Genomic DNA, 25,293 nt, shown 5'->3' on the forward strand with positions numbered 1-25,293 from the left:
CCTATCCGAACTGGACGCAGCGCATGCTGAGCGTTCCAGACTGGAAGCCTTCGTAGATGGTCTGCGCACGCTCCCCACTGCCCGCGGCGCCCAGGGGGTACAGGAAGGGGTAGTAGTGGTCGGGCGTCGCAACGGCCACCGAAGCGCCTTCGAGCTTGTCGAAGTCGATGAGCGCCTTGTCATCCCGTCCGCGCAGGGCGGACTTCACCGCATCGTCGAAAGACTGAGCCCAGGGGCGGCTCGCGGACGGGGCATCGGGAACGCCCCGGTCCGTCGCACGCAGGTTGTGCACGATGTTTCCGCTGCCGAGGATGAGAACCCCCTTGTCCCGCAACGCTGCAAGCTCGCGGCCCACGGCGTAGTGGAAGGCGGCCGGCCTGTCGTAGTCGACCGAGAGCTGGAAGACCGGCACGTCCGCCTTGGGGTAGAGGTATTTGAGAACAGTCCACGTGCCGTGGTCCAGGCCCCACTGCTGCGTGGTGACGACGCGGCCCTGGGTCACCAGGCCGGCAGCGAGGCGCGCGATGGCCGGGTGACCGGGCGCCGGGTACTCGATGTCGAACAGGGCCTGCGGAAAGCCCCCGAAGTCGTGGATGGTCTTGGGCCGCTCCTGGATGCCCACGCCGGTCACCCCCTGCGTGAGCCAGTGCGCCGAGACGCTCAGGATGGCCGTCGGGGCCGGCAAAGCCTTCCCCCACGCAACCAGTCGGCGCGTGAACTCGTTGTCCCGCAGCGCGTTCATCGGGCTGCCGTGGCCGATGAAGATCGTGGGCATGCGGGCCGCGGCCCGGCCGCTCTTCTCGGCTGCAGCGTGCGCGAAGCCGGACACTGTCGCCAGCAGCGCGACGGCTCCGTGCGCTGAAGATTGGAGGAGAAAGCCGCGGCGGCTGGAATCGGCAGAAAGCATGTTTTCAGGGAAATTGATCGGAGCCGAGCGTACTCGACCGTCTGGCTGCCGGATGGCGGGCCTGCCCGAGAATCCCTGGATGCCGCATGCCGTATCCCGCCTGCGCGCCGCGCGTCTCGCGCGCAGCGCCAAACCCTTTCTCGCCCGTGGCGGCTTCAAGCGCGAGCGCTGCGCGGGCTGCAGGCTGGTTCCCAGCCACTGCATGTGTGCCCTGCGCCCCTCGCTGACCACGCGCGCAGGGGTGTGCCTGATCATGGCCGACATCGAGCCGCTCAAGCCGACCAACACCGGCTGGCTGGTCGCCGACGTGGTGCCCGATACCTTTGCCTTCGGCTGGTCGCGCACCCAAGCCGACCCCGCTCTCCTGGCCCTGCTGGCCGACCCGCAGTGGCAACCGTATGTCGTGTTTCCGGGCCAGTACGTCGCGCCCGAGCGAGTCGTGCACACCGTGCAGCCGCCGGGCAGCCTTCATGGCGATGGCGGTAAGCGGCCGCTGTTCATCCTTCTGGACGCGACATGGACCGAGGCTCGCAAGATGTTTCGCCGAAGTCCTTACCTCGATCCGTTCCCGGTGCTGAGCCTGGAGCCCGAGCAGGCCTCGCAATACACGCTGCGCCGCTCCGGCCGCGACGACCATTTCTGCACCAGCGAGGTGGCCGCCCTGTGCATGCACCTGGCAGGCGAACGCATTGCCGGGCAAACGCTGGAGGCCTATCTCGCGGTCTTCACCCACCACTATCTGCGGGCGAAGAATCAGCAACCCATTGCATGGGAAGACCCTGCCCACCAGCGCTTGCGCGAAGGCCGGTTCAGGGCAGGTTGAAACTCAGGGGTGGCACCGGGTTGTTGGCATTGACGGCCGTGTTCTGCAGATTGCCGTTGGAATTCGCCTGCACGGTGTAAAGGCCTGCGACCGCTGCGTCGGCCGAGAACCCGAACGAGGACGCATTGGCCACGAACGGCGCACGCACCGGCGCTCCGATGGGCAGGTTCATGCCGAACCCGCCGCTCGATGCATCCACCGGCGGTGACGCCACTTCGATGGCGGGCCCACCGGTGAGGTTCTGCAATGCGCGCACCGTTGCACTGGCCGGGTTCACCGTGCCGAGCACCGATCGCATGGACGTGCCCGGCGGGTTGATTCGCACGCTCTCGCTACCCACACTGGTGACTGCAGTGGCGCTGACCGGCACGGCCGTGATCACCGCCGTGGCACGGTCCGCCGATGTCACCACCAGGTCGAAGTTGCCTGTCGGAACCGGAAAGAGAGCGAAGCGGCCGAGGCTGTCCGGGATGCTGCTCTTGACCGGGACCCCTTGGGACTGAAGCGACACAAGGGTGGTGCTGCCAGCCAGCGACGTATCGACCCAGCCCTCGACGCGTTGTCCGCCGCTGTTGACGAAAGGCACCACGGTGATCACCGGCTTGAGGTTGTAGCGGCCCGAGTTGCCGCGCTTCACCACGGACTTGCAGGCGTCGAAGTCCAGCACCACGTCCACCACCTGTCCGGCCGGCACATCGACGTTCATGTTGAGCTTCAGGCCGCTTTGCTGGGCGCTGGGAGTATCCAGCGGCGTCTCGCTGCCCCCCGTGGGCTTGACGGAATTCGCCAGAGGATTGGCCTGCGTGTTGTCCGCCAGGACGAGGCGCATCTGCTGGTACTTGCCGGCCGGAAGCGGCGCCTCGCCCAGCGGAAAGAGCACGCCGTTGGTCAGCGTGAGCAGGTCCACGCGCCGGGGGCTTGCCAGCGGGATGTCCACCCAGCCGCTGGCGGTGTCCGCGGCATCGCTGCTCTGGTTCACGCGCACCTTGTCGATGGTGACGTTGACCGCGTCGTAGCCGCAGGCCGGCGCATCCGTCATCGAGACGCGCATGGTGCCCTTGTCGGCCGTCACGCCCGACCCGCCGATGCCGCCGCCACCCACGACGCCCGCGCCGCCGCCACCACCGCCACCGCAGGCGGCGAGGAGCAAGGCACACGTGGCAACGCCCGCGGCCAGGAAACTCTGAATCTTCATCGTGTTTCTCCTTGAGATGGGGGAGCCGCCGGCTCCTCGAAGTAGTAGATGCCCAGGCCCACGCGCCTGCGCGGCGTTGCGGCGGCTTCGGCGTCGTTGCCGGCAGCGGCGACCCTGTGTCGCACCTGAAGCCAGCGATCCATCCGCTCCAGCAGCGCCTGCGCCTGGGTGGCGCTCAGTTTGCGGAAGGCCGGCAGGTCGCTTCGGGGGATGGCGTCGTACATCACCTTGCGCTGGAATCGCGCGTCGCCGGCGCCGTGCTCGATGTTGTGGTCGATGGTGGCGATGAGCTCGGGCACGTCACGGCCCAGAATGCCCAGCTTGTCGGAGGCGCTGCGAGTCGGCACATAGGCGCGGGTGTGCAGTTGCACGTGCTGTTCGTCCAGCCACTCGACGGCACCCACCCGGTGCAGTTCGTCGAGCACGGCGCGGGCCGGCATGTCGCCGCTGTGGCGCCGCACGAGAGCGGCAAAGCCCTTCGGCCCGTCCATCGGCAGCACGCGCGGACTGCCAGCTGGGTCGAGAAAGTCGGGGTCGCGTACCCATCCGGTGAGCACACGCGCGGCACGGTTGTATCGATCGCCGCCGTTCTCCACCGGGTCGCCTTCGGGCAGCGAAAGCAGGCGACGCACCTCCTTGCGCGTGAGGCCCGAAAGGATGGAAACGCGCGAGATGGTGGACTTCTTGCCCTCGATGGCGAAGTCCCTCATGGCCACCTCGACATAGGTACGGCGGGCCAGCTCATCGAAAGCGGAATAAGACATGGATTGGCGCAGCAGCACGCGGAACAGGGCGCGCAGGACATTCGTCACTGCGCCCTCCAGAGCCTGATGCATCTTTGCCTGAACATCCATTTTGGGAAATTTATCCCAAATCACTGGCAAAATCACTCAACATTCTTCGAAGCGCACCTTCCGGGAGAGTCACCATGCGCGTTCTGGTCCTATCCGCAGCCTTCGCTGCCATCGTTGCCCCGCTGACCGCGCCGGCGCAGGTGTCGGTGAACATCAATGTGCCTGGCGTCATCGCCGTCGCACCACCGCCGCCGCGCTATGAGCCCGTGCCCGCTCCGCGGTCGGGCCAAGTCTGGATTCAGGGCAATTGGTACTGGGCCAACAACGACTACGCATGGCGCTCGGGGCATTGGGTGCAAGCACGTCCCGATTACGACTACGCACCCGGTCGCTGGGTGCGTGCGGACGGGGGATATCGCTGGGTGGAGGGCGACTGGAAGTCCAGGGGCGGCCCCGGCAACGGCCACTGCCCGCCGGGCCAGGCAAAAAAGGGCCGCTGCTGAAGCGAATCCATGGCCTGCCTCATCGCAGGCAGGTCATTCGCGACCCTCGCTGTGCAAGGTCGCGCGAAGTGCCTCCACGGCCACGGCCACCACGAGCCCGGTCAGGATGATTCCACCCATCCCGAGCGACATGGACAGCACGCGGCCGAGTCCCGACTTGGGCACGAGGTCGCCATAGCCGACCGTGAGCCCGGTGACGAACGCGAAGTAGAGGCCGTCGGTCAGCGGCCACCCTTCCACCTTGGCGACGAGCAGACCGATCAACGGCATCAACACCATCAAGCCCGAGAGGGCGGGCCAGACAATGGCGAGCCCTCGCCACAGCTCCAGGAAGAACCGGCGTCTTGAGATCCGGGAAGACTTCATTTGGCGCTCACCTCGGGTCGAGAAGCCAACCGCTGTGCACGGCCCCGCCAGCGCTCCAGCACCCAGACCGTGGCCGAGGCGTAGAAGGCCACGCCCACGAAAAGACAGACGCGCATGACCGAGCCTTCGAGCACGCTCTTGCCACTCGCGCTGTCCTCGATGGCGGGGCCGAGCAGGATCAGCGCGGTCACCAGCGCATTGCTCCAGAACGACGGCCGAAAGCGCGTGCGCCGCACGCCGAACATGGCCGATCCGGTCCACAGTGCCGCGGCCATCAGCCACAACGCCAGCATCCAGAGGCTCGGCCACAGCGACAGGCCCGTCCACACCAGCATGCCGATGAAGGCGCCCATGAGGGTCGAGCCCACGAGCTCGCGGCTCGCCGCTCCCGCTTGTGCCTCGCCGGCCTGCTGCGCCAGCGTCGCCGTCTTCATGATGGCGGCGAGGTAGAACGAAGGATTGGTCAGCGCGAGCACGAACACCGGCATGACGATGATCGTCCCGCGCAGCGCGATCCAGTTGGCCGAGATCGCCGCCGTGGGTTGCGCAGGCGCCCTCGCCTGCTGCAGCGGCGGATCGGGGAACAGTGCGCTGGACAACGCACTCACCAGCGTGCCGACGCCCAGCCCGACCGCGAGCGTGACGCTGAGCACCGCGATCAGCGACTGCTCCGCCACGCCGGCGACCGGCATCATCGCGAAGGAGATCACCAGCAAGGCGGTCAGCGCGCCACCGCCGCGCTGCCCCGCGCGGAACACCGCGTGGAGCACCACGCCGGTCAGCAGCACGCCGGCGAGCGCGTAGTGCTCCAGCAGCGGAACCATCAGCACCCCGGCCGCGATCAGCCCGGCGAGCACCACCGCAGTGACGATGCCCTTGACCAGCGGCATCGGCGGGCCGGGCTTGCACAGCACCAGCACCGCCATCACGCAGACCACGAACGGCAGCTTCAGCGCGAGCCCGTAGGCCAGCAGCGTGGCCACGCCCAGCCCGAGGGTCAGGCGCAGGCTTGCCTTGTCACCGCGCGTCATGGATCGCCTTCAGTAGAGATACGACAGCCAGCTCACGACGCGCATGTAAAGCGCGCCGAGGGCATTCATCACCGGGTTGTCGCCGGTGTAGACCAGCACGTCGGCCTGACCGCCGACCTGGACCCGGCGCAGGCGGTCGACCTCGGACGGATCGAACTCCACCACCACCGGGAAGCGCTGCGCCTGCCGCAGCCAGTCGCGGCTGTTCTCCACCGTGGGCAGCGCGCCGGGCGAGCCCTGCTTGCCGCTGCTCACGCCGCGGCCCACGCTGCGCACGCGTCCCTTGAGCACTTGCCCCGGCAGCAGGTCCAGCACGACGGCCGCTTCGTCGCCGGGTTCGATGTTGCCCAGGTTGTTCTCCGTCATCTCGGCGCTGATCCAGAGGTCGTGCGTTGCGATCAGCGTCATCAGCGGCGCACCCGGCTGCGCGAAGAGGCCGACGTCGGTGCGCAGGTCGGTGACCTTGCCGCGCGCCGGCGCAATGACACGGGTGCGTGCGAGGTCGAGTGCGGCCTTCTCCATGGCGGCCTTCGCGCTTTGCAGTTGTGCGTTCTCATCCCCGCTGCCGCCGGCGGCCTCTTGCGCCTTGCGCAGGTCCGCCTCCGCCCGCTTGGCCTGGCTGCGCGCCTGGTCGCGAGTCGACTGCGCGATCTCGAGCCGTCGCACGGAGATCGCACCGGGGTCTTCGTCGTGCAGCCTTTCCTGGCGGCTGGCGTCGCGCTCGGCCATCTCGCGATTGGCTTGTGCAACGCCCAAGGCGGCACGCGCCGCGTCCACACCGGCGACCGAGCCCTGCACGGAGCGCCGCACGGACTCGAAGTCGGCCTGCGAACGGCGCAGCGCAATGCGGAAGGGCTCCGGGTCGATGTCGAGCAGCGGCTGTCCCGGCTGCACCTCCTCGTTGTCGCGCACGTGCACCGCCAGCACCTTGCCCGCGACCTCGGCCGCCACCGGCACCACGAAGGCCTGCACACGCGCCTGCGAGGTGCTGGGCGTGAGGCGATCGCCGATGAAGTAGATGACGAGGCTGCCCACGATCAATGCGGCCAGCACGAGCGCGCCGATGCGCGTGCCGGTGCTCGCCCTGGGCGGTGGGGGGTCGGTTTGCTGGCTCATCAAGTGACCTCCGCGCAGCAGCGCTGCGATATTCGCCTTGGGGCGGCCCGGCGGCTCATCGAGTGACCTCCGCGCAGCGGCGCTGCGGTATTCGCCTTGGGGGCGGCCCGGCGGCTCATGGCGTATCGCTCCGTCGCCGCGAGGGCGGCTCTGCCCCGGGGGGCGGCAGGGGATCGTTCAGAAGTGGCATCCAGTCGCGGCGCTCGGCCATGGCGCGGCGCGTGTCCTCGTCCATCGGCAGCGGCTGCTCGCGCGCAGCCTGCCAGCCGCCACCCATGGCCTTGTAGAGGGACACGAGGCTCTGCACCACGCTGCCTTGCGTGCTCACGAGTTGCTCCTGCTGGGCGAACAGCGTGCGCTGCGAATCGAGTACGCGCTGGAAGTCGACCAGCCCTTCGCGGTACTGGATCGTCGCGATGTCGAGCGAGCGGCGCGCCGCCTGCACCGCGCCTTCGAGGAGGTCGATCTGCGCCCGGTTGCTCGCGAAGCCGGCCGCCGCGTCGTCCATCTCGCGCGCGGCGGTCAGCACCGTGTTCTGGTACTGCTCCAGCAGTTGCCGGAAGCGCGCGTCCTGCACCAGCACCTGGTTCGTGAGATTGCCGTGGTCGAACACGTTCCACACCAGCGCCGGACCGATGGCCCAGCTCGCGGTGTTCGACGACGCGGCGATCGAGGTGGCGGTCAGCCCGAGCGTCCCGCCGAGCGCGATGGAGGGGTAGAGCGCCGCCTCGCTTACGCCGATCAGCGCGGACTGCGCGGCGAGCTGCATCTCGGCGGTGCGCACGTCGGGCCGGCGCCGCAGCAGGTCCGCCGGCACGTCTGCGATCAGCCCGAGCTCGGCGCGCGGGATGCGGCCTTGCCCTTGCGACATCTCGGGCAATGGGCCCGGTGCCCGGCCGAGCAGCACCGCGAGGGCGTTCTGCGACTGGCGCAACAGGCCTTCGAACTCCGGAATGGTCGCGAGCGTGCCCAGGTATTGCGACCGGGCCTGCTGCACGTCGAGTTCCGATTCGTTGCCGCTGCGGAAAAGCCGCTCGGTGATCTGCAGGCTGCGCTTCTGGATCTCCGCGTTCTCGTGCGCGATGCGAAGGCGCAGCTCGGTTGTCCGGATGCTGCCGTAGAGGCTGGCCGCCTGCGCCGCGACCAGCACCTGCACGTCGTCGTATTGCGCGATGCTCGCGAAGTAGGCCGCATCGGCGGACTCGATGCCGCGCCGGTACTTGCCCCAGAAGTCCATCTCCCAGGCGATGTCGAAACCCGCGCCGGCGCTCCAGAAGGTGGTGTTCGCGCCACGCGACTGGCGCTGGCCGGCACGCAGAGCATTGGCGCTCACCTGCTGCACCTGCGGATAGAGGCCGCTGCCCGCGATGCCGAGCTGCGCGCGCGATTCGAGGATACGCATCGCCGCAAGCCGCACGCCGGGGTTGCGCCGCTGGGCCTCGGCCACGATCGCGTCGAGCGTGGGGTCGTCGAAGCTGCGCCACCAGTCGTCGCTGACGGGCTTCGCACGGGCAGGCGCGTCCGTCGCGAGCGTCCGCCCGGCATCGCCGGACCAGTCCTGGAGCCACGGCACCTTGGGCCGCGCAAAGTCCGGCCCGAGCATGGTGCAGCCGCCCAACGACAGGCTCGCGAACCACGCAAGGGCTGCAAGGCGCCAACGCGGGGTCGCTTCCGGCATGCCTTCAGTCGCCGGCGGCCAGATCGCTCTGCGCTGCGGGCGCGGCTGGTGACCGACTCGGACTGGTCGCGACCCAGCCCATGAAGATCTGGTAGCCGAGCGCCAGCAAGGTGGCCCCGACGAACATCCCGAGAATCCCCGCGGTCGCCATGCCGCCGAGCGCGCCGATCAGGATCACCGGCATCGGTGCATCGACCCCGCGGCCGAGCATCAGCGGCTTGAGCACGTTGTCGGCCATGCCCGCGACCAGCAGCAGCACGGTGTATGCCGCATTCATGCCGGTGGTGTGATCGCTGCGTGCCCAGAGCCACGCGATCGCCGGCAGCGTGACGATGACCGCCGGCACCTGTGCGATGCCGAGCACCAGCACGATCACCGAGAGCACCCCGGCCCACGGGACGCCCGCGATCAGCAGGCACACCCCGACGATGATCGCCTGGATGAAGGCCACGCCGATCACCCCCTGCGCGACCGCGCGGATGGTTGCCGTGGAGAGCTTCGCGAACTCGACACCGCGCGCGGGCCCGATGATGCGCACGAAGATCGCCTGCATGGCGCCGCTGCCCGCCTCGCCGAAGGCCATCACGATGCCTGCGACGATGATGGCCGCGAGGAACATCAGGAGCGCGCCGCCGATGCCGGCGACCGCACCGAGCGCGGTGCGCGCGAGATTGCCGACCTTCGGCTGCAGGCTCTGCACCAGCGCCGGCAGGTCGTCGTGGGCCTGCGACCAGATCGCGAAGACTTTCTCCCCGACGATCGGCCATGTCGCGACGCTGTCACGCGGCGGGGGCAGGCGCAGCGTGTTGTTCTGCACATCGGCGATCAAGCCCCGCACCGAATCGCCGACCGAGCTCAGGAGCACCGCCGTCGGCACGATGATCAGCACGATGCCCGCGAGCACCAGCACCGTGGCCGCGAGCCCCTGGCGCCCGCCCATGCGGCGCGCGAGAGACTGCTGCGCCGGATAGAGCGTGACCGCGAGGATCACCGACCACGCGATCAACGTCAGGAACGGCGAGAAGACGCGATAGCAGAGCAGCGCGAGCACCACGATGAGGCCCGCGCGGATCAGCACATCCATGAGGGCGGACGAGCCGCGCCGCACGAGCTCGTCATCGGATGGGTCAGTCGTACGCATGTTCGTCCTCCGGTAGTCAACCGCCCAGCGCGATGATCACGGCCTGGATCGCGGCACCGAGCGCGGCCATCACGAACGCTGCGCGCCACGGCGGAAGGCCCGCGTAGCGTCCCCACCCGTGGCCGCACAGGAACATCATCGCGATCCCGATCAGTGCCGACATGCGCATCGCGGGTCGCACCTCGCTGAAGAACAGGAACGGAAGCACCGGCGGGAAGGTCGACGCGAAGACCAGCAGAAAGACGCCGAGCGCGCCAATGAGGTCCTGGCGCGTGAGCCCCGCGGCGGGCGCCATATGGGCGGACTGGGCGACCATCCACTGCCGGGTGCGTTCGAGATCGGCCGAGCCGAGGGCGCTTGCGAGCGGCCCGAGCTCCTGCGCGATCAGCCCATGGGCCGGCTCGGAGCCGGGCGCCGCGACCACCTCGCGCCAGAGCCGCGCCCGCCTCGCCCGGGTGACGAGGTTGCGCAGTACGTACATCACCGCGTCGACGAATCCCCACGCAAGGTTGCAGCCGAGCGCCGCGATGAGCATCTCGCGCACCTCCTTCTGGCCGGCGGTGGCCACGCTCAGGGTGCCGGTGAAACTCAACACCATGAACAGGCCGAAGAGAATCTCCGAATTGCGGTCGATCGGATCGAGAACACGGCTTTCCATCTGGATTCCTCCTCCCGAAGGGTGCGGGCGGCACCTGGCCGTCACGGCACCCTATCTAGCAAGCACGATGCCGGACGCCGCCGAAGATACCGTGGTTCCCGCCTCGCCGGCAATGATGCGTTCGAGGTCCCCGAGCGCGCCGATCGCGGCGGTCTTGCCGGTCGCCTTCGCGAAGCGGCAGGCCGCATCGACCTTCGGCCCCATGGACCCGGCCGCGAAGCTCATTGCCGACAGCGCATCGGGCGACGCACGGCGGATGGCGCGCTGCGTCGGTTTGCCCCAGTCCACGTAGACCGCATCGGCATCGGTGAGCATCACGTACAGGTCGGCCTTGAGCTCGCGCGCGAGCAGCTCGGTGGCCAGGTCCTTGTCGATCACGCATTCGATGCCGGCCAGCTTGCGATGCGCACCCGGCGCATGGGTGCCCGGCTCATAGGCCGCCGGAATGCCGCCGCCACCCGCCGCGATGACGATGGTGTTGTGCTCGAGCAGCCACTTGATCGGCCGCAGCTCGAAGATGCGCTTCGGCTCCGGCGAGGCGACCACGCGACGCCACTTGTCGCCGTCCTGCTTGAAGACCCAGGACTTCTCGGCCGCGAGCCGGTCGGCCACTTCCTTGGTGTAGACGGGGCCGATGAACTTGGTCGGGTTCGCGAAAGCCGGGTCGTTCGGGTCGACCTCGATCATGGTCAGGAGCGTCGCGAAGGGCCGCTCGAAAGGCAGCACGTTGCCCAGCTCCTGCTCGATCATGTAGCCGATCATCCCTTCGGTCTCCGCATCGAGCACATCGAGCGGATAGGTTTCGACGTCGGCATAGGCGGCCCCCTGCAGCGCGAGCAGGCCGACCTGCGGGCCGTTGCCGTGGCCGACCACCATGTCGTGCTGCCGGGCGACCGGCGCGAGCGCCCGGGCGGCGATGCGGATGTTCTCGCGCTGGTTCTCCGACGTCATGGGCTGCCCGCGTCGCAGCAGCGCATTTCCGCCGAGCGCGGTGACGATGAGCATGGTCAGTCTCCCATCGTCGCGACCAGGATGGCCTTGATCGTGTGCATGCGGTTCTCCGCCTGCTCGAACGCGATGTTGTATTCGGACTCGAACACCTCGTCGGTCACTTCGAGCCCGTTCTTGATGCCGTAGGTGTCCGCGATCTGCTTGCCGAGCACGGTCTCGCTGTCGTGGAACGCGGGCAGGCAGTGCATGAACTTGACGTGCGGATTGCCGCTGGCCTTCATCAGTTCGCTGTTGACCTGATAGGCCTTCAGCAGGTCGATCCGCTCCTTCCAGACCTCCTTCGGCTCGCCCATCGACACCCAGACGTCGGTGTGGATGAAGTCCACGCCCTTGACCGCCGCCTTCGGGTCGTCGGTGATGGTGAGCTTGCCGCCATAGCGCTTTTCCAGGTCGCGCGCGATGTTCACGAACTCCTCCGCGGGCCAGAGCGACTTCGGGCCGCAGATGCGCACATCCATGCCCATGAGGCAGCCGACGATCATCAGCGAATGCCCCATGTTGTTGCGGGTGTCGCCCATGAACGCGTACTTGATCTCGTGGATCGGCCGGTCGCTGTGCTCGCGCATGGTCATCACGTCGGCAAGCATCTGCGTCGGGTGGTATTCGTCGGTGAGTCCGTTGAAGACCGGCACGCCCGCGTACTTCGCGAGCGTCTCGACCCCGGTCTGGCTCGCGCCGCGGTATTCGATCGCGTCGTACATGCGGCCGAGAACGCGCGCGGTGTCCTTGAACGATTCCTTGTGGCCGATCTGCGAGCCCGCCGGGTCCAGGTAGGTCACATTCGCGCCCTGGTCGTGGCAGGCCACCTCGAATGAGCAGCGCGTGCGCGTGGAGGTCTTCTCGAAGATCAGGCAGATCTCCTTGCCGAGCAGATGCCGCTGCTCGGTGCGGGCGTACTTGGCACGCTTGAGGTCGCGCGCGAGGTCGAGCAGGTAGCGGAACTCACGCTGGGTGTAGTCCTGCACGGTCAGCAGGGAACGGTTGCGCAGATTGAAGCTCATGTGAATCTCCTGAATGTGCGCTCGGGAGGAGCGCAGAAAGGGCGATCGGAGGGTGCTGGGTGTGCTTGGTGTGCTGGTTGGGGGGGGCGTGGCGAGGACGCCGGGTGGTCCCCTCCGCGAATGTCCCCCGGCTTCGCCTCCTCCTTTATTTCGCTGCGGGGACCACCCGGCATCCTCGCCACGGGGACCGCCGCGTCGTGCCGGCCGATCAATGACTGCCGTGACGGATCGCGCCGATGGCGTGCTCTGCGCAGCGAAATAAAGGAGGAGGCCGAAGGCCGGGGAACATCCGCGGAGCAGAGTACGCCGTCGGCGTGATCCCGCCCCCGAGCGCCGCATCTGCATCCAGCCGACAAGACCGCTTTCATCCTAGTACGCAGGGTCGCGCGAGATGGGGCAGGTCATGCAGTGACCGCCGCCGCGGCCGCGTCCGAGTTCGGCGCCGCGCACGGTGATCACCTCGATCCCCGCCTTGCGCAGCAGCGTGTTGGTGTGCGTGTTGCGGTCGTAGGCCACCACCACGCCGGGTTCGAGCGCCACCACGTTGTTGCCGTCGTCCCATTGCTCGCGCTGCGCCTGCCAGGCGTTGCCGCCGGTGTCGACCACGCGCATCTTCGGGATGCCCAGCGCCTCCCTCACGACATCGAACATGTGTCCCTTGTCCGCGCGGATGTCGAGCGCGTCCCCCTCCCCCGGCCGCACGCTGTAGCAGCGCACCTGGTCGGACACTTCGCGGAATGCGGTCACCACCTCGCGGTCGCAGAAGCTGAACACGGTGTCCAGATGCATTGCCGCGCGGCTCTTGGGCATCAGGCAGGCGATCACGCGCTCGGCGGCCTTGTTCGCGAACAACTGCTGCGCGACCTGGAACACCGCCTGGCGGGTGGTGCGCTCGCCCATGCCGATCAGCACGACGCCCTTGCCGACCGGCATCACGTCGCCGCCTTCCATGGTCGAGGCGCCGAAAGGCTCGTCGGAATCGCCCCACCAGATCTTGAAGTCCGCACCCTTGAACCGCGGATGGAACTTGTAGACCGCGCGCTGCAGCAGCGTCTCCGGCTTGCGCGCGGGCCAGTACATCGGGTTGCAGGTCACGCCGTTGTAGATCCAGCACGAGGGGTCACGCTGGAACAGCGTGTTCGGGATCGGCGGCAGCAGGAAGTCGGTGCCGCCCATCGCCTCTTCGAGCAGCGTCGACCATTCGCTCTTGGGCACGTCGAGGATCGCGATGCCGCCGATCAGGTGCTCGGCCAGCTTCTCGGCAGGCATCTCGTCGAGCCACGCCCGCAGCGGCGCAACCCCGAGCCCCACGTCGTTGATCGTGATGCGCCGGTCGAGCACGAATGCGCGTGCCTCGGCATCCTTGAGCGTCTCGGCCAGCATGTCGTGCAGGTCGATCACCTCCACGCCGCGCTCGCGCATCTTGAGGACGAAGTCGTAGTGGTCCTTCTGGGCCTCGTGCACCCACAGCACATCGTCGAACAAAAGATCCGCCGCGTTCCCCGGCGTCAGGCGCTGATGGGCGAGTCCCGGTCGGCAGACCATCACGGTCCTGAGCTTGCCGACTTCGCTGTGCACTCCGAGCTTTTGCATGATGAACCTCCTGTCTGGGTTATTCGGGCAACGCCATCAATTCGAAGAACTCGAGCGTCTCGCGGTCCGGTTCCTTCAGGTAGGTCCGGTAGATGGCGGGCAGTTCGGGCGAGCGGTAGATGCGGCTCAGCGCGCGGTCCACGGCGAGGCGGAAGTCGTCGTCGTTGCGACGGATCGCGAAGGCCAGCAGCTCGCGGCGGAAAAGCTGGTCGAGCACCACGAGGCTGGACTTCGCGGGGCTCTTCGCCACCGCGTCGAGCAGCAGCGGGCGCCCGTCGAAGAACGCATCGGCGCGACGGTCCAGCACGGCCTGCACGCCTTCGGCCGTGTCCTTCACCGAGACCACGTCGACCGCGATGCGCCGCTGCGCCAGGCGTTCGACCAGTGCGCTTTCCACCACGGTGCCACTGACCACCGCGAGCGCGCGCCGCTCGGGAGCGTTGGTGCCGCGCCAGATCACCGCGCGGGGCGGCTCCTGTCCCGTCAGCACCTGAACGAGCCGCACCGGCGCGTCGGAGCGGACCACCGCGTTCACGCCGACGAAGCCCACCGGGATCGAGAAGCTCACCTGCGCGCGGCGCTCCAGCGTGGGCACCGCGCCGCACAGCATGTCGATCCTGCCCTGGGCCACGGCGCTGAAGCGTTCCGTCATCGACACCTGCACCAGCTCGGTCGCGAGCGACGGCAGCTTCAGTTCCTGCCGGGCCGCCTCGCCGACCTTGGTGCACAGCGCAATGGCATAGCCGGTGACCTTGCCGGTCGCGTCCTTCTGCGTGAGCGACGAGCCGTCGGAGACGTAGCCCACGACGAACTTGCCCGATTCGCGCAGCTTGTCGAGCGTGCCCGCCGCGAATGCCGCGCCGGCCTGCAGCAGCGTGGCGCCGATCAGCGCGAGGAGGATGTTGCGCGGTTCGATGTATCGCATGGTCTCCCCTCCTCTTCACGCGGCGCGGACGCCGGCGGGCCGGCTCGCGAAGCGCGGCGCGATGAAGCCGTAGATGATGAAGCCGATCGCCATCACCAGCATGCCGCCGAGCACCGCGTCCTTGCCCGAGGCATAGAGCGCATACACCGAGTACAGCATCGCGATGACCGCGATGACCGCATTGCGCTTGTAGACGCCCGGATCGACATTCGCGTTGCGCATGATCACGAACAGCGCCGAGAGCGAGACGATGTAGGGCACCACGTTGGTCACCACCGCCAGGTTCACCAGCGCCGCGAACTGCTTGCTCAGGTCCGGCGAAATCGTGGACAGCGCCATGACCGACTGCACGACGCCCATGATCACCATGCCTGCGATGGGCGCACCCGCCGCGCTGGCCTTGCCGAAGATCGACGGGAACATCTGGGTGTCGGCCGCATCCTTGGCGGTCTGCGCGAGGGTGAACTGCCAGCCGAGCAGCGAGCCGACGCAGGCCATCGCCGCCAGCGCCATCACCGTCTGGCCGACGGCGGGGCTGAACATCTGCGTGTAGGCCAGGCCGAACGGCCCCGTGGACTTGGCCAGTTCGGCGTTCGGAACGATCCCCTGGATCACGGTGGTCGAGAGGATGTAGACCACTGCCGCGCCGAGCGTTCCGAACATGCAGGCCAGCGGCACGTCGCGCTTCGGGTTCTCGACCGCCGAGGCGTTCTGCGATGCCGACTCCATGCCGAGGAAGGCCCACAGCGTCAGCGAGATGCTGGAGCCCATGCCTTCGCCGAGGCTCAATCCCTTCGGGTTCCACGCCTCCGAGAAAGTCTGGCTGCTGAACCAGAACCAGCCCGCGATCGAGATGAAGCCCACCGGCAGGATCACGCCCCACACCGTGATGGAGCCGATGCGCCCGGTCAGCTTGGGGCCGCCGAAGTTCGCGACCGTGGTGATCCACAGCAGCGCGATGACGCCGACGCACGTGGAAATCGCGGAACTCGTGAGGACAGGGAAGAACGCTGCGAGATAGCCCAGCGCCGAACTCGCCACCGCCACGTTCGCGATCGCCAGCGAGAGGAAGTAAAGGAAGAAGACGTTGAAGTAGCCGTCCTTCCCGTAGGCATCCTCGGCGTAGGCCGCCATGCCGCCCGAGCGCTGGTTGAACACCCCCGCCTGCGCGAAGCTGTAGGCGATCGCGAGCGAACCCAGCGCGGTCACGACCCATGACAGCAGAGAGATCGCACCGACCTGCGCCATGTTGGCGGGCAGCATGATGATCCCGGAGCCCATCATGTTGACCGTCACGATGAAGGTCAACTGCATCACGCCCATCTTCTTTTCCTGAACGGCAGCCATCGTCGTCTCCTTTGGTTTTGTCCGCGGGGTCCGCTCCACCGGCGGGTTCGCTATTCGCGCACCACGTAGGTATGGAAGCGGATGCGCCCGTCGGTTCCTCGCTCCTGGTAAACACCCTGCACTTCGTAGTTGAAGCCCGGGAATCGGCTGAACGACGCCTCGAACGCGCAGAAGTAGTCGCGCATCGGCTTCGCTCGTTCGTCCCACCGCTCGCCCGGCACCACGATGCCGATGCCCGGGGGATAGATCAGAGCCAGCGTGGCCGAAATGCGTCCCTGCGCCTCGGCGAGCGGCACGTAGTCGACCTCGTTGCCGACCAGCGCGCGATAGGCGTCCTGCGGCAGCATCGCGAGCTCCGGGAAGTTGTCGGCGCGGAAGCACTGCCCCTGCAGGCCCTTGATGTTCGCGTCGCGGTAGAAGGCGTGCATCTCGTTGCAGACCTGCCGCAGCGTGTAGCCCGCGTAACGCTCGGCGTTCGCGGCGTAGAGCGACGGCAGCACCTCCTGCAGCATCGCGTCCTCGTCCCACAGGCTCTTGAACTTCACGAGCTTGGCGATGAGGCTGTTGAGCTTGCTCTCGTCCTCCGCCGGCGTCATCAGGAAGAGGATGCTGTTGAGGTCGCACTTCTCCGGCACGATGCGCTGCTCGCGCAGGTAGTTCGCCACCACGGTCGCAGGCACGCCGAAGTCGAGGTACTCGCCGCTCGCGCGGTCGATGCCCGGCGTGAGCAGCATCAGCTTGTTGGGATCGACCATGGCATAGCCGTTCACATAGCCGGCATAGCCATGCCAGCGGGCGTCCGGGTCGAAGTTCCAGCACTGCTGCTCGCGCTTGATGACGTCGGTCGCGAGGCTTTCCCACGGCACGTCGCTCACGTCGCCGGTGAAGGGCGAGCCCTTGATGGTCACCCGATCAGGCACGAAGGGATCGAAGAACCACTGCTCGGCCGCGCTGCGCCCGGTCCGCACGAAGTGGCGGCCGAACTCTCGGAACTTCTTGCGGGCCTCGATGCCGAGCTCGATGCAATGGTCCCAGAGCATCTCGCCGGCCTTGCCTTCGTGCACCTTCGCGTTCACGTCGAGCGAAGCGAACAGCGGGTAGAAAGGCGAGGTCGAGGCGTTCATCAGGAACGACTCGTTGAAGCGCTGGTGGTTCACATGGCGCTGCTGTCCGATCAGGTGATCGTCGCGCTTGTGGATCTGGCTGGCCTGCGAGAAGCCCGCGCCCTGCTTGTGCACCGACTGCGTGGAGAACAGCCCCGGCGCGTCCTCGGCCAGCTCGCCGAGCCGCATCGGGCTGTGGTCGGTGAACAGCGGGTGGAAGGCGTTGTAGCCGATCCAGGCCTCGTCCCACAGCACGTAGTCGCACAGGTGGCCGATGCGTTCCAGCACCTTGCGCACGTTGTAGACGGTGCCGTCGTAGGTCGCGAGCTGGATGCAGGCCAGGCGGAACGGACGCTGCCGATCGGCGATCGACTTGTCCTCCACCAGCGGATGCGAACGGATTCGCTCACGCAGCGAGGCTTCGTCCCAGGCATCCCAATCGACGGCGCCGATCATCCCGAAGGCGTTGCGCGCGGTCGGCAGGAAGACCGGCACGGCGCCCGCCTGCACCAGGGCTCCCTGGTGCATGGACTTGTGGTTGTTCCGGTCGAACAGCACCAGGTCGCCGCGCCGCAAGAGTGCATTGGCGACGATCTTGTTCGAGGTGCTCGTGCCGTTGAGCACGAAGTAGGTGCGGTCCGCGCCGAAGACTTGCGCCGCATGCCGCTGCGCCTCGTCGGCGGCGCCTTCGTGGATCAGCAGGTCGCCCAGTTCCACGTCCGCGTTGCACAGGTCGTTGCGGAAGATCGCCTCGCCGAAGTGCTTGAAGAACAGCTGCCCCGCCGGCGACTTGCGATAGAACTGCCCGCCCTGGTGCCCGGGGCAATCGAAGGCGATCGTCGCCTTGCCGTCGTAGGCCATCAGCTTGCCGAAGAACGGCGGCAGGAGCGACATGCCGTACTTCACCAGGCTCGCGCCGATCTGCTTGGCGTAGAACTCGGGCGACTGCTGGCCGAGATAGACATAGCCTTCGACCTCGCCGAGGCCGCTCACCACAGGCACGTCGGAAATGCGCTGCGAGTCCGCGAGGATCCACACCGGCGTGCGAAAGCCGATGCCGCGCAACTCGCGCAGCAGCGTGCGCGCCTTCGCCAGCATCTCGCCATCGATCCAGAGGATGTACGCACCGACGCCTGCGTCTTCGGCCACGTCGCGCTCGTAAGTGCCCGACACCTCGAGTTGGAGTCCGTTCGCCGCAATGCAGGCCAGGAGCTCCTTGGTCTGCACGTTCGCGGCATCGACGAGCGCGACGACCCTCAGGTACTTGTGCAGCGGAATCGGGATCGCCTGCGGCTGCAGCGAATAGCTGGCGTAGCGGCTCATGCTCTAGCCCTCCTTGACGCAATCGACCAGCCAGCGCTTTCCTCCGTTGCGGTCGACCTCGAACCGAAGCCCGTGGATGTCCGCCTCGAAGCCCGGGAACCGCTGTTCCGAATCCCGCGCGAACTTCAGGTACTCGACGATCGAGTCCGTTCCGAAGCGCTCGCCCGGCATGATCAGCGGAATGCCCGGCGGATAGGGCACCAGCATCACCGCGGCGACTCGACCCTTCAGCGACTCGATCGCCACCGGCTCGACACGGCCGTGCACCAGCCGGTCGTAGGCCTCGGCAGGGATCATCGCGGGCTCGGGCAGCTCGGTGTACATCGCGTTCATCGCGCGTGCGGTGTCGTTGTCCCGATAGCAGGCATGCAGCGCTTCGCAAAGATCGCGCAGGCCCATGCCCTTGTAGGTGGCACCGCCCGCCGCGCTCACGCTGGGCAGCACACGCGACAACGGCGTGTTGTTCTCGTAGTCGGTCTTGAAATCGACCAGCGCATCGACCATCGTGGTCCACTTGCCGCGCGTGATGCCGAGCGAGAAGAGGATCAGGAAGCTGTAGAGCCCGGTCTTCTCGACCACGAGGCCGCGCTCCCAGAGGTACTTGGTGACGATCGATGCGGGGATGCCGGTCTTGCCGAGCCTGCCGCCCGCGCCGAGGCCCGGCGTCAGCAGCGTGACCTTGATCGGGTCGAGCATCATGTAGTCGGGCGCGACCTTCCCGAAGCCATGCCAGGCCGCATTCGGCGCGAGCACCCAGTCCGAGGTCTTCGGCGGCTTCTTCAGGTCGAGCTTCTCGGGCTGCCAGATCTGGAACCACCAGTCGCGCTTGCCGAAGGCCTCGCCGACCGACGCGAGCGCATGGCGGAAGTTCATCGCCTCGTCGTGCGTCTCCTGCACGATCGATCGGCCGGCCGGGCCCTCCATCATCGCGGCGCTGACGTCGAGCGAGGCGATGATCCCGTAGTGCGGCGAGGTCGACCCGTGCATCATGAAGGCGTCGTTGAAGCGGGTCGCGTCGATCTTGCGCTTGTCGGACTCCTGGATGTGGATCATCGACGCCTGCGAGAACGCGGCGAGCAGCTTGTGCGTGGACTGCGTCGCGAAGACCAGCGTGTGGTCCGCGCGCGGATGGCCGCGCGGCACGCCCATCGCGTGGCGGCCCGAATAGAACTCGTGGAAGGCCGCGTAGGCGTACCAGGCCTCGTCGAAATGCAAGGCATCGACCTGGTCGGTGACCTTCGCCTTGATCATCTCGGCGTTGTAGCAAAGCCCGTCGTAGGTGGAGTTGGTCACCACCGCGATGCGCACCTGCCCCTTGTGCCCGCGCGCGATCGGGCTGGCCGCGATGCGGCGGCGCATGGCCTCCGGCGTGAACTGGTCGAGACCGATGGGGCCGATGATCCCGTAGTCGTTGCGCGACGGCATGAAGTACACCGGCGTGGCGCCGGTCATGATCAGCGAATGCAGCAGCGACTTGTGGCAGTTGCGGTCCACCGCGACGAGGTCGCCGCGCCCCGCCATCGAATGCCAGACGATCTTGTTGGCGGTCGAGGTGCCGTTGGTGACGAAGTAGGTGTGGTCCGCGCCGAACACGCTCGCGGCATAGGCTTCGGCCTCTTTCACCGGGCCGGTGTGGTCGAGCAGGGAGCCGAGTTCGGGCACCGAGACCGAGAGGTCCGAGCGCATCGTGTTCTCGCCGAAGAACTCGTGCAGCGCAAAACCCACCGGCGACTTGGTGAAGCCGATGCCGCCCGCGTGCCCCGGCGTGTGCCATGAATAGGCCGAACGTTCCGCATGATTCGCCAGCGCCTTGAAGAACGGCGGCAGCAGGTTCTCCAGGTATTCCGTCGCGGCGCGCATGATCTGCCGCGCCAGGAAAGGCACCGTGTCCTCGTAGAGATAGATGATGCTGTGCAGGTGGCGCAGCGCCTCCACGACCGCCGCCGAGCCCTTCTCCAGCGCGGCCGTTTCGCCGAGCGCGATCACTGGCAGCAGGGGCGCGCGCTGGTGCACCTTCTGCATCTCTTCGACGAGGCGCTTGAGCAACTCCGCGTCGCCGCGTGCCGGCTCGGCGCTCAGCACGATCGCGGACAGCCCCTTGTGCGCACCGGCGACGATGCCGGCGTCGGACTGGCCCGCGACCGCGATGGTCTTCCAGCCATGCCGCTCCAGCTCGTCCTGGATCTGGCGGATGCGCACGCCTGCGACCGAAGGCGCACCGACGTCCCGATGGGCGATGAGGATCGGGAAGCTGGACTGGAACTGCATGGTCTTCGTCTCCCTTTCTTCTGTTCTGCGGCTAGAAGGTGACCTTGGTCGAGAACTGCAGACGCGAGTCAGGTTCCGACGCGCCGTCCTTGTTCTCGCGCCGGCCCCAGATGTATTCGAGGCCGGTCGTGATGTTCTTCTGCAGGTTGAAAAGGATGTTGGCCGACGCGTAGCTGCCCTTGCGGAAGGCGCTGCCGAGCTGGCCGGCGGTATTGCTCTGGCGGTGCTCGCTGTAGCCGATCGCACTGGTCCACTGCGCGTTCCACGCGTGGTTGTAGTAGACCAGCCATGCGGTAGACGGCACGGTCTCGGCACGCAGGGCGGCATTCGGCGCGAGGTCCACGCCGCCGTCGTTCGCGTAGCTCGCGATCGCCTTGCCGTAGGCCGCCTGCCAGGTCAGCGAATCCTTGCCACCGAAGAACTTGAACGCGCCCGAGAGGTTCGCGCCATAGCCGGTCTGGTGGCCCGACGGGTTGGCGCCCGGAGTGTTGACGAACTGGTAGCCCACTTGCCGCACCATGCCGGCCGCGCGCACATGGCCCCAGTCGCGATCGAACCTGAACGACGCGATGGCGTCGGGCGTGCGGTTCCAGGGCTGCACGCCGGTGCCGAAGGCCGGGTCCACCTCCGTGAGCTTGCCGGTGTCGAGCGCGGAGTTCGGCGCTTCGAGCGACAGTGCGAGCTTCATGCCGTCGCGATCGAGCGGCGTGTAGCGCAACTGCGGGTTGCGCAGGAACATCATGCCGCTCGGTCCCCAGTAGTCGATCGTGTTCGGGAACACGTCGATGTCCATGAAGTTCGAGTAGTACTGGCCGACGCCGAACGCACCGAGCTCGCCCCACACGTTCAGCCAGTGCACGTTGGTGCCGCCATCGGTGCCGAAGAGGTCGAAGCTCACGTCGGTCTTGATCTGGCCGTACGCGGTCGGGATGAACGACTTGAAGCCGAGGCTCGACTGCCGCACGCTGAAGGTCGTCGCTCCGTCCTTGCCGCAACCCGGATCGCCCGGGCAGTTCACTGGGATCTGCGAGGGCCGCAGCGTCGCGGCCCATTGCGGGTTCATGCGCTTGGCGTCGTAGATCGCATCGAGCATCACCTGCCCGTAGAACTCGACGCGGGCCTTGTCCTTGTCCGGTGCGTTGTCGTCGGCGACCGATCGCGGCGCGATGACGACGGCGCCTGCAGGCGCCGCGGCCGCCGCGGGCTGCGCGGCCGGCGCAGGCTGCGCCTGCTGCTGCCGCTCCAGCGTCTCGACACGCCGCTGCATGTCCTCGATCGTCTTCAGGGCCTGCTGGAGCTGGGCCTTCAGTTCATCGACCTGCGGGTCCGCCGCGTGGGCCAAGGGCACGGCCTGCGCGCTTGCGACGACCGCCAGAGTCCAGAGCGATTTCCTCATGACACCCCCTTCAATGTGGAGTTGACAACTCGCATGTCGACCAACGCTTGCCGGTTGCGATCATAGGAACCGCAACTCGGCAGTCATTAGCGAGGCAGGACAATTTGTTGACGGATTGGGACAGCGCGGCCTACTTTGCATACCCGCCACGTCGGTGCACCCGGCGCGGCTTCAGTGCGTCTGCGCCGCCTTCTGCGCTGCACCGTGCGATGCCTTGTGCGGTGCGTCATGGGCGCGCCCCAGGCCGCGCACCGCCATCCATTCCGAAGCCGTCATGCCGAAGTGCCCGCGGAACCAGCGCGAGAACTCCGCACCCGATGCAAAGCCGAGCAGGTTGCCGACTTCGTAGAAGGTCCGCACGCCGCCGGTGAGAAGCGATTGCGCCATCTCGGCGCGTACGCCTTCGATCACGGTCGACACGCTTTCGCCCGCGACCGCCAGCTGGCGGTTCAGCGTGCGCCGGTGCGTGCCCAGGTGATCCGCCACACGCTCGACCGAACAGGTGCCGCTGGGGATCAGCACGCGGACCACTTGCCGCACCCGGTCGAGCGGTTCGTCCTTCGATTCGGCGAGCTGCTGGTCCAGCCATCGCTTGAGTGCATCGCCGAGTTCGGGGTCGGCCGCCGGAATCGGCATGTCGAGGTCCCGGCTGCGGCAGACGATGGCGTTGAACGGGTGCAGGAAATCGATGGGCGCGCCCAGTACGCGCTTGTGCACGTCGAGGTTGTCCGGCCGCCCGTGGTTGAAGCAGAAGCCGACCGGCTGGAATTCGTCGCGCGCCAGCGCACGCAGCGTTCGCAGCGTAACGCCGGCCGCCATCTCGATTCCCTGGCGCGAGGCGCCTTTCTTCTGCAGCCTGAGTGCCAGGAAAACCATCGTGAACTGGCCCATGTCGTCCATCCAAAGACGCAGGCCGCCGTTCTGCGTGCACTGGTAGCGGGCCAGCGACTCCAGCGCGGCGCGCAGCGTCGGCTCCTCGCGCAGCACCGCGGCCAGCACCCCCAGGTTGCTGAAGCGGCGCGTCTCGGCGAGCAGCAGCCCGAAGGCCTCCTGCCCCGACTCGCGCGCCGATTCCTCGAGCAGCGTCGCGACCGAGTCGACGCCGATCAGGGTGTCCTTGTCGGAGAGCGTCGCGATCGGCAGGCCGGCCGACTTCATCATGCGCGCGGGATCGAGCCCGAGCGAGCGCGCCAGGGCGTCGTAACCGGTGAGGGTCGCGCCCCGGGTCAGATGGCCCGCGGTCTGCGCCTTCTCGTCGCGCAGTTCGAGGACATCAAGGCGACGCATGCGCACCCCCTTCGGGGTTCACCGAAACCTGCAACACGGGCACGCACGACGCGGCCCGCTTCACGATCGAAGCGTTCATGTCTGCCTCCATCCGTTGCTCGACATCGACGTGCGCCCTGCCGCGGCGCCGCAGACGTTCGGCCTGCATCGGCTCGCCGGCGGTCACGGGTCCTGCTCGGCGGCCTGTCGTCTCGGATCTCGACCCACGCCGGGCGGTTTCCGGCTCTTTCCATTATTGACAAGCGTTGCAGCGCCGAACATTGCCCCTTGGTGCAATTCGGCGGTGCGCCCGGATCATCGGCGCCCCCCGCCCCCGCGCCCGCCGCCCCCACCACTTCCTCGCCCACCGCCGCCGGAGAACCCGCCGCCACCCCGGCTGGCACCGCTGAATCCGCCGCTGTGGCCGCCGCTGAATCCGCCCGAGCGGCTTGCACCCTGGCTGGCCGACGGCCGGCTCACGTTCGCCTGTCCGCCCCCCCGCGCCCCACCGTAGTTGGACATCGATTGCCGGCTGGCCGCCCCGCGATCGACCTGCTGCCGCGTCTGCGGCGAGCCACCGCCCGCGCCCCTGAACGCGTTGTCGGTGGATGGCCGGCTCTGCACCTGTTGCAGGCCCTGGCTTCGGTTGCCCCCGCCGAGTTGCCCGCCGCGATCGCCGCCCGCGAACTGCGAGCCCCGATCGCCCGCCCGCGCCTGGCCCGCCGCGCGATCGCCCGCACGCAGGCCGGCCTGGTCGCCGGCGCGACCGCCGCGGTCGAAGTTGCCCGCCGCCTGCTGGGCGCGCTGACGCGTCGCCGGGTCGTTGCGCAGGTTCTGCCGGCCCTGCGCCGGATCCATGCCGCGCTGCTGCAAGGCCGATTGCGCGCGCTGGCGCTCCGCGTTGCGTGCGGCGTTGTCGCGGCCACGGAAATCGGCGCGGTTCTCGGCGCCGGGCACGTTGCGGCCGAACTGCTGCTGGCTGCGCTGGTCGCGGTACGGCACGCCGCGCCGGTTGGCCGCGTTGTGCTGGAACCTGTTCTGCCCCGCCGCGAGCTGCCGGTTGGCGTTGATGCTGTTGTAGCGGTTGACGTTGATGTTGACGTTGCCCCCGCCCCAGTTGCAGTTGCCCCAGAGCGCACCCACCGCCGCCACGCCGACGCCGAACGCGATGCCGGTGGCCAGCGCCGCGCCGGGGTACCAGCCCGGATACCAGGCGCCGTAGCCGACCGGCGGGTAGTAGTACGGCGGATAGGCCGGATAGGGCCAGGTGCCGTACACCACGGTAGGGTCGTAGGTCGGCACGTAGACCACCTCGGGATTCGCGGGCTCGATGCTGATCACGCTCTGCTGCGTCTGCGGCTCCTGCTCGACGATCACCTTCTGCTGCTCGTTGCTCTTCAGGCTGCCCTGCTCCCGTGCCTTGCCGCGCAGGCGCTGCGCGGAATCGAGCACGTCCTTGGACGACGCGAGGAAGGCATCGCCGAGGTTCTGCACCCAGTCGGGCTGCTCGCCCATCATCTGGATCACCTGCGGGAAGGCCACCAGCGACTGCACGCTCGGGTCCCAGGGCATGTTCTGCACCGCCTTCACCGCGGCGTCCCCACTCTTGTCAGCGTGGGACCTGGACCATTTCGCCGCGTCGGCCACATCGGCCGGATAGGTCGCTGCCATCAGCACCTGCGAGAGCAGCGAGTCGGGATACAGCGCGATGGGCGCCATCATCTGGTCGATCTGCTCGCGGCTGAACGACGGAGCGGCCGCTTGCTGCGCCGCGGCCAGCACCGGCAGGCACAAGCAGACAAGCGTGAAGAAGAACAAGCGCGCGAGCCGACGGGCCGAAGCAAGCAT

22 protein-coding genes are annotated in these 25,293 nt (G+C 67.8%); 2 read left to right on the forward strand and 20 right to left on the reverse strand.

Features of this window, described 5'->3' with window-relative positions; genetic code table 11:
- Position 1 precedes the first annotated feature (1 nt).
- On the reverse strand, positions 2-775 hold the full coding sequence (gene ygiD, locus WKW77_RS04020) for a 4,5-DOPA-extradiol-dioxygenase (protein WP_340355514.1): 774 nt from the start codon (positions 773-775) through the stop codon (positions 2-4).
- A 211-nt stretch (positions 776-986) separates the two neighbouring features.
- Between ygiD and WKW77_RS04025 the strand changes: the two genes are divergently transcribed.
- Entirely contained in the window at positions 987-1,730 is a 744-nt protein-coding gene (locus WKW77_RS04025) for a tRNA-uridine aminocarboxypropyltransferase (RefSeq protein ID WP_340355603.1), read from the forward strand.
- Here WKW77_RS04025 and WKW77_RS04030 read toward each other — a convergent pair.
- Both WKW77_RS04030 and WKW77_RS04035 read right to left on the reverse strand, forming a co-directional pair.
- Positions 1,717-2,925 carry a DUF4382 domain-containing protein gene (locus tag WKW77_RS04030; protein WP_340355515.1) on the reverse strand — a complete coding sequence of 403 codons (1,209 nt, stop codon included), beginning with the start codon at positions 2,923-2,925 and terminating at the stop codon, positions 1,717-1,719. The two genes, WKW77_RS04025 and WKW77_RS04030, sit on opposite strands and share 14 nt — an antisense overlap.
- The gene (locus tag WKW77_RS04035; protein ID WP_340355516.1) at positions 2,922-3,779 is read right to left on the reverse strand and encodes a DUF6502 family protein; all 858 of its coding nucleotides are present in this window, start codon (positions 3,777-3,779) and stop codon (positions 2,922-2,924) included. Before WKW77_RS04035 ends, WKW77_RS04030 begins: the two co-directional genes overlap by 4 nt.
- 74 nt (positions 3,780-3,853) lie before the next feature.
- Between WKW77_RS04035 and WKW77_RS04040 the strand changes: the two genes are divergently transcribed.
- Positions 3,854-4,222, forward strand: coding sequence for a YXWGXW repeat-containing protein (locus tag WKW77_RS04040; protein ID WP_340355517.1), 369 nt, complete (start codon positions 3,854-3,856; stop codon positions 4,220-4,222).
- Positions 4,223-4,255: 33 nt separating this feature from the next.
- On the opposite strand, the gene WKW77_RS04045 is transcribed toward WKW77_RS04040, so the two are convergent.
- The 17 genes from WKW77_RS04045 to WKW77_RS04125 form a co-directional block, all read right to left on the reverse strand.
- Positions 4,256-4,588 (reverse strand): potassium channel family protein, encoded by a 333-nt coding sequence (locus tag WKW77_RS04045; protein WP_340355518.1) that lies wholly within the window; start codon positions 4,586-4,588, stop codon positions 4,256-4,258.
- Positions 4,585-5,619, reverse strand: a complete 1,035-nt coding sequence (locus tag WKW77_RS04050) for a DUF2955 domain-containing protein (RefSeq protein ID WP_340355519.1) — start codon at positions 5,617-5,619, stop codon at positions 4,585-4,587. Before WKW77_RS04050 ends, WKW77_RS04045 begins: the two co-directional genes overlap by 4 nt.
- 9 nt (positions 5,620-5,628) lie before the next feature.
- Positions 5,629-6,735 (reverse strand): HlyD family secretion protein, encoded by a 1,107-nt coding sequence (locus WKW77_RS04055; RefSeq protein ID WP_340355520.1) that lies wholly within the window; start codon positions 6,733-6,735, stop codon positions 5,629-5,631.
- Between the two features lie 115 nt (positions 6,736-6,850).
- Entirely contained in the window at positions 6,851-8,413 is a 1,563-nt protein-coding gene (locus tag WKW77_RS04060) for an efflux transporter outer membrane subunit (protein WP_340355521.1), read from the reverse strand.
- A gap of 4 nt (positions 8,414-8,417) precedes the next feature.
- On the reverse strand, positions 8,418-9,554 hold the full coding sequence (locus WKW77_RS04065; protein ID WP_340355522.1) for an AI-2E family transporter: 1,137 nt from the start codon (positions 9,552-9,554) through the stop codon (positions 8,418-8,420).
- 16 nt (positions 9,555-9,570) lie between these two features.
- The gene (locus tag WKW77_RS04070) at positions 9,571-10,212 is read right to left on the reverse strand and encodes a VIT1/CCC1 transporter family protein (protein ID WP_340355523.1); all 642 of its coding nucleotides are present in this window, start codon (positions 10,210-10,212) and stop codon (positions 9,571-9,573) included.
- 51 nt (positions 10,213-10,263) lie between these two features.
- Positions 10,264-11,217, reverse strand: coding sequence for a carbamate kinase (gene arcC / locus WKW77_RS04075; RefSeq protein ID WP_340355524.1), 954 nt, complete (start codon positions 11,215-11,217; stop codon positions 10,264-10,266).
- Between the two features lie 2 nt (positions 11,218-11,219).
- Complete coding sequence (locus WKW77_RS04080) at positions 11,220-12,224, reverse strand: ornithine carbamoyltransferase (RefSeq protein WP_340355525.1); 1,005 nt, start codon at positions 12,222-12,224, stop codon at positions 11,220-11,222.
- Positions 12,225-12,593: 369 nt separating this feature from the next.
- Positions 12,594-13,817, reverse strand: coding sequence for an arginine deiminase (locus WKW77_RS04085; RefSeq protein WP_340355526.1), 1,224 nt, complete (start codon positions 13,815-13,817; stop codon positions 12,594-12,596).
- 19 nt (positions 13,818-13,836) lie between these two features.
- Positions 13,837-14,742 (reverse strand): amino acid ABC transporter substrate-binding protein, encoded by a 906-nt coding sequence (locus WKW77_RS04090; protein WP_340355527.1) that lies wholly within the window; start codon positions 14,740-14,742, stop codon positions 13,837-13,839.
- Between the two features lie 15 nt (positions 14,743-14,757).
- Positions 14,758-16,089, reverse strand: coding sequence for a putrescine-ornithine antiporter (gene potE, locus WKW77_RS04095; RefSeq protein ID WP_340355528.1), 1,332 nt, complete (start codon positions 16,087-16,089; stop codon positions 14,758-14,760).
- Between the two features lie 50 nt (positions 16,090-16,139).
- Positions 16,140-18,515, reverse strand: coding sequence for an ornithine decarboxylase (speC, locus tag WKW77_RS04100; protein ID WP_340355529.1), 2,376 nt, complete (start codon positions 18,513-18,515; stop codon positions 16,140-16,142).
- 3 nt (positions 18,516-18,518) lie between these two features.
- Positions 18,519-20,783 carry an Orn/Lys/Arg family decarboxylase gene (locus WKW77_RS04105; RefSeq protein ID WP_340355530.1) on the reverse strand — a complete coding sequence of 755 codons (2,265 nt, stop codon included), beginning with the start codon at positions 20,781-20,783 and terminating at the stop codon, positions 18,519-18,521.
- Between the two features lie 31 nt (positions 20,784-20,814).
- Positions 20,815-22,179, reverse strand: a complete 1,365-nt coding sequence (locus WKW77_RS04110) for a DcaP family trimeric outer membrane transporter (RefSeq protein WP_340355531.1) — start codon at positions 22,177-22,179, stop codon at positions 20,815-20,817.
- A 171-nt stretch (positions 22,180-22,350) separates the two neighbouring features.
- Complete coding sequence (locus WKW77_RS04115; protein ID WP_340355532.1) at positions 22,351-23,466, reverse strand: AraC family transcriptional regulator; 1,116 nt, start codon at positions 23,464-23,466, stop codon at positions 22,351-22,353.
- Complete coding sequence (locus tag WKW77_RS04120; protein ID WP_340355533.1) at positions 23,453-23,632, reverse strand: hypothetical protein; 180 nt, start codon at positions 23,630-23,632, stop codon at positions 23,453-23,455. The genes WKW77_RS04115 and WKW77_RS04120 overlap by 14 nt, the downstream gene beginning before the upstream one ends.
- Before the next feature lie 128 nt (positions 23,633-23,760).
- A complete protein-coding gene (locus WKW77_RS04125) occupies positions 23,761-25,293 on the reverse strand; it encodes a DUF3300 domain-containing protein (protein ID WP_340355534.1) in 1,533 nt (510 codons plus the stop codon).

This window comes from Variovorax ureilyticus (genome assembly GCF_037889935.1).
GTDB lineage: Bacteria > Pseudomonadota > Gammaproteobacteria > Burkholderiales > Burkholderiaceae_C > Variovorax > Variovorax ureilyticus.

Coding starts and splice junctions, on each gene's coding strand:
- ygiD (WP_340355514.1), bottom strand. CDS start 775: ATGCCCACGATCTTCATCGGCCACGGCAGCCCGATGAACGCGCTGCGG.
- WKW77_RS04025 (WP_340355603.1), top strand. CDS start 987: ATGCCGCATGCCGTATCCCGCCTGCGCGCCGCGCGTCTCGCGCGCAGC.
- WKW77_RS04030 (WP_340355515.1), bottom strand. CDS start 2,925: ATGAAGATTCAGAGTTTCCTGGCCGCGGGCGTTGCCACGTGTGCCTTG.
- WKW77_RS04035 (WP_340355516.1), bottom strand. CDS start 3,779: ATGGATGTTCAGGCAAAGATGCATCAGGCTCTGGAGGGCGCAGTGACG.
- WKW77_RS04040 (WP_340355517.1), top strand. CDS start 3,854: ATGCGCGTTCTGGTCCTATCCGCAGCCTTCGCTGCCATCGTTGCCCCG.
- WKW77_RS04045 (WP_340355518.1), bottom strand. CDS start 4,588: ATGAAGTCTTCCCGGATCTCAAGACGCCGGTTCTTCCTGGAGCTGTGG.
- WKW77_RS04050 (WP_340355519.1), bottom strand. CDS start 5,619: ATGACGCGCGGTGACAAGGCAAGCCTGCGCCTGACCCTCGGGCTGGGC.
- WKW77_RS04055 (WP_340355520.1), bottom strand. CDS start 6,735: ATGAGCCAGCAAACCGACCCCCCACCGCCCAGGGCGAGCACCGGCACG.
- WKW77_RS04060 (WP_340355521.1), bottom strand. CDS start 8,413: ATGCCGGAAGCGACCCCGCGTTGGCGCCTTGCAGCCCTTGCGTGGTTC.
- WKW77_RS04065 (WP_340355522.1), bottom strand. CDS start 9,554: ATGCGTACGACTGACCCATCCGATGACGAGCTCGTGCGGCGCGGCTCG.
- WKW77_RS04070 (WP_340355523.1), bottom strand. CDS start 10,212: ATGGAAAGCCGTGTTCTCGATCCGATCGACCGCAATTCGGAGATTCTC.
- arcC (WP_340355524.1), bottom strand. CDS start 11,217: ATGCTCATCGTCACCGCGCTCGGCGGAAATGCGCTGCTGCGACGCGGG.
- WKW77_RS04080 (WP_340355525.1), bottom strand. CDS start 12,224: ATGAGCTTCAATCTGCGCAACCGTTCCCTGCTGACCGTGCAGGACTAC.
- WKW77_RS04085 (WP_340355526.1), bottom strand. CDS start 13,817: ATGCAAAAGCTCGGAGTGCACAGCGAAGTCGGCAAGCTCAGGACCGTG.
- WKW77_RS04090 (WP_340355527.1), bottom strand. CDS start 14,742: ATGCGATACATCGAACCGCGCAACATCCTCCTCGCGCTGATCGGCGCC.
- potE (WP_340355528.1), bottom strand. CDS start 16,089: ATGGCTGCCGTTCAGGAAAAGAAGATGGGCGTGATGCAGTTGACCTTC.
- speC (WP_340355529.1), bottom strand. CDS start 18,515: ATGAGCCGCTACGCCAGCTATTCGCTGCAGCCGCAGGCGATCCCGATT.
- WKW77_RS04105 (WP_340355530.1), bottom strand. CDS start 20,783: ATGCAGTTCCAGTCCAGCTTCCCGATCCTCATCGCCCATCGGGACGTC.
- WKW77_RS04110 (WP_340355531.1), bottom strand. CDS start 22,179: ATGAGGAAATCGCTCTGGACTCTGGCGGTCGTCGCAAGCGCGCAGGCC.
- WKW77_RS04115 (WP_340355532.1), bottom strand. CDS start 23,466: ATGCGTCGCCTTGATGTCCTCGAACTGCGCGACGAGAAGGCGCAGACC.
- WKW77_RS04125 (WP_340355534.1), bottom strand. CDS start 25,293: ATGCTTGCTTCGGCCCGTCGGCTCGCGCGCTTGTTCTTCTTCACGCTT.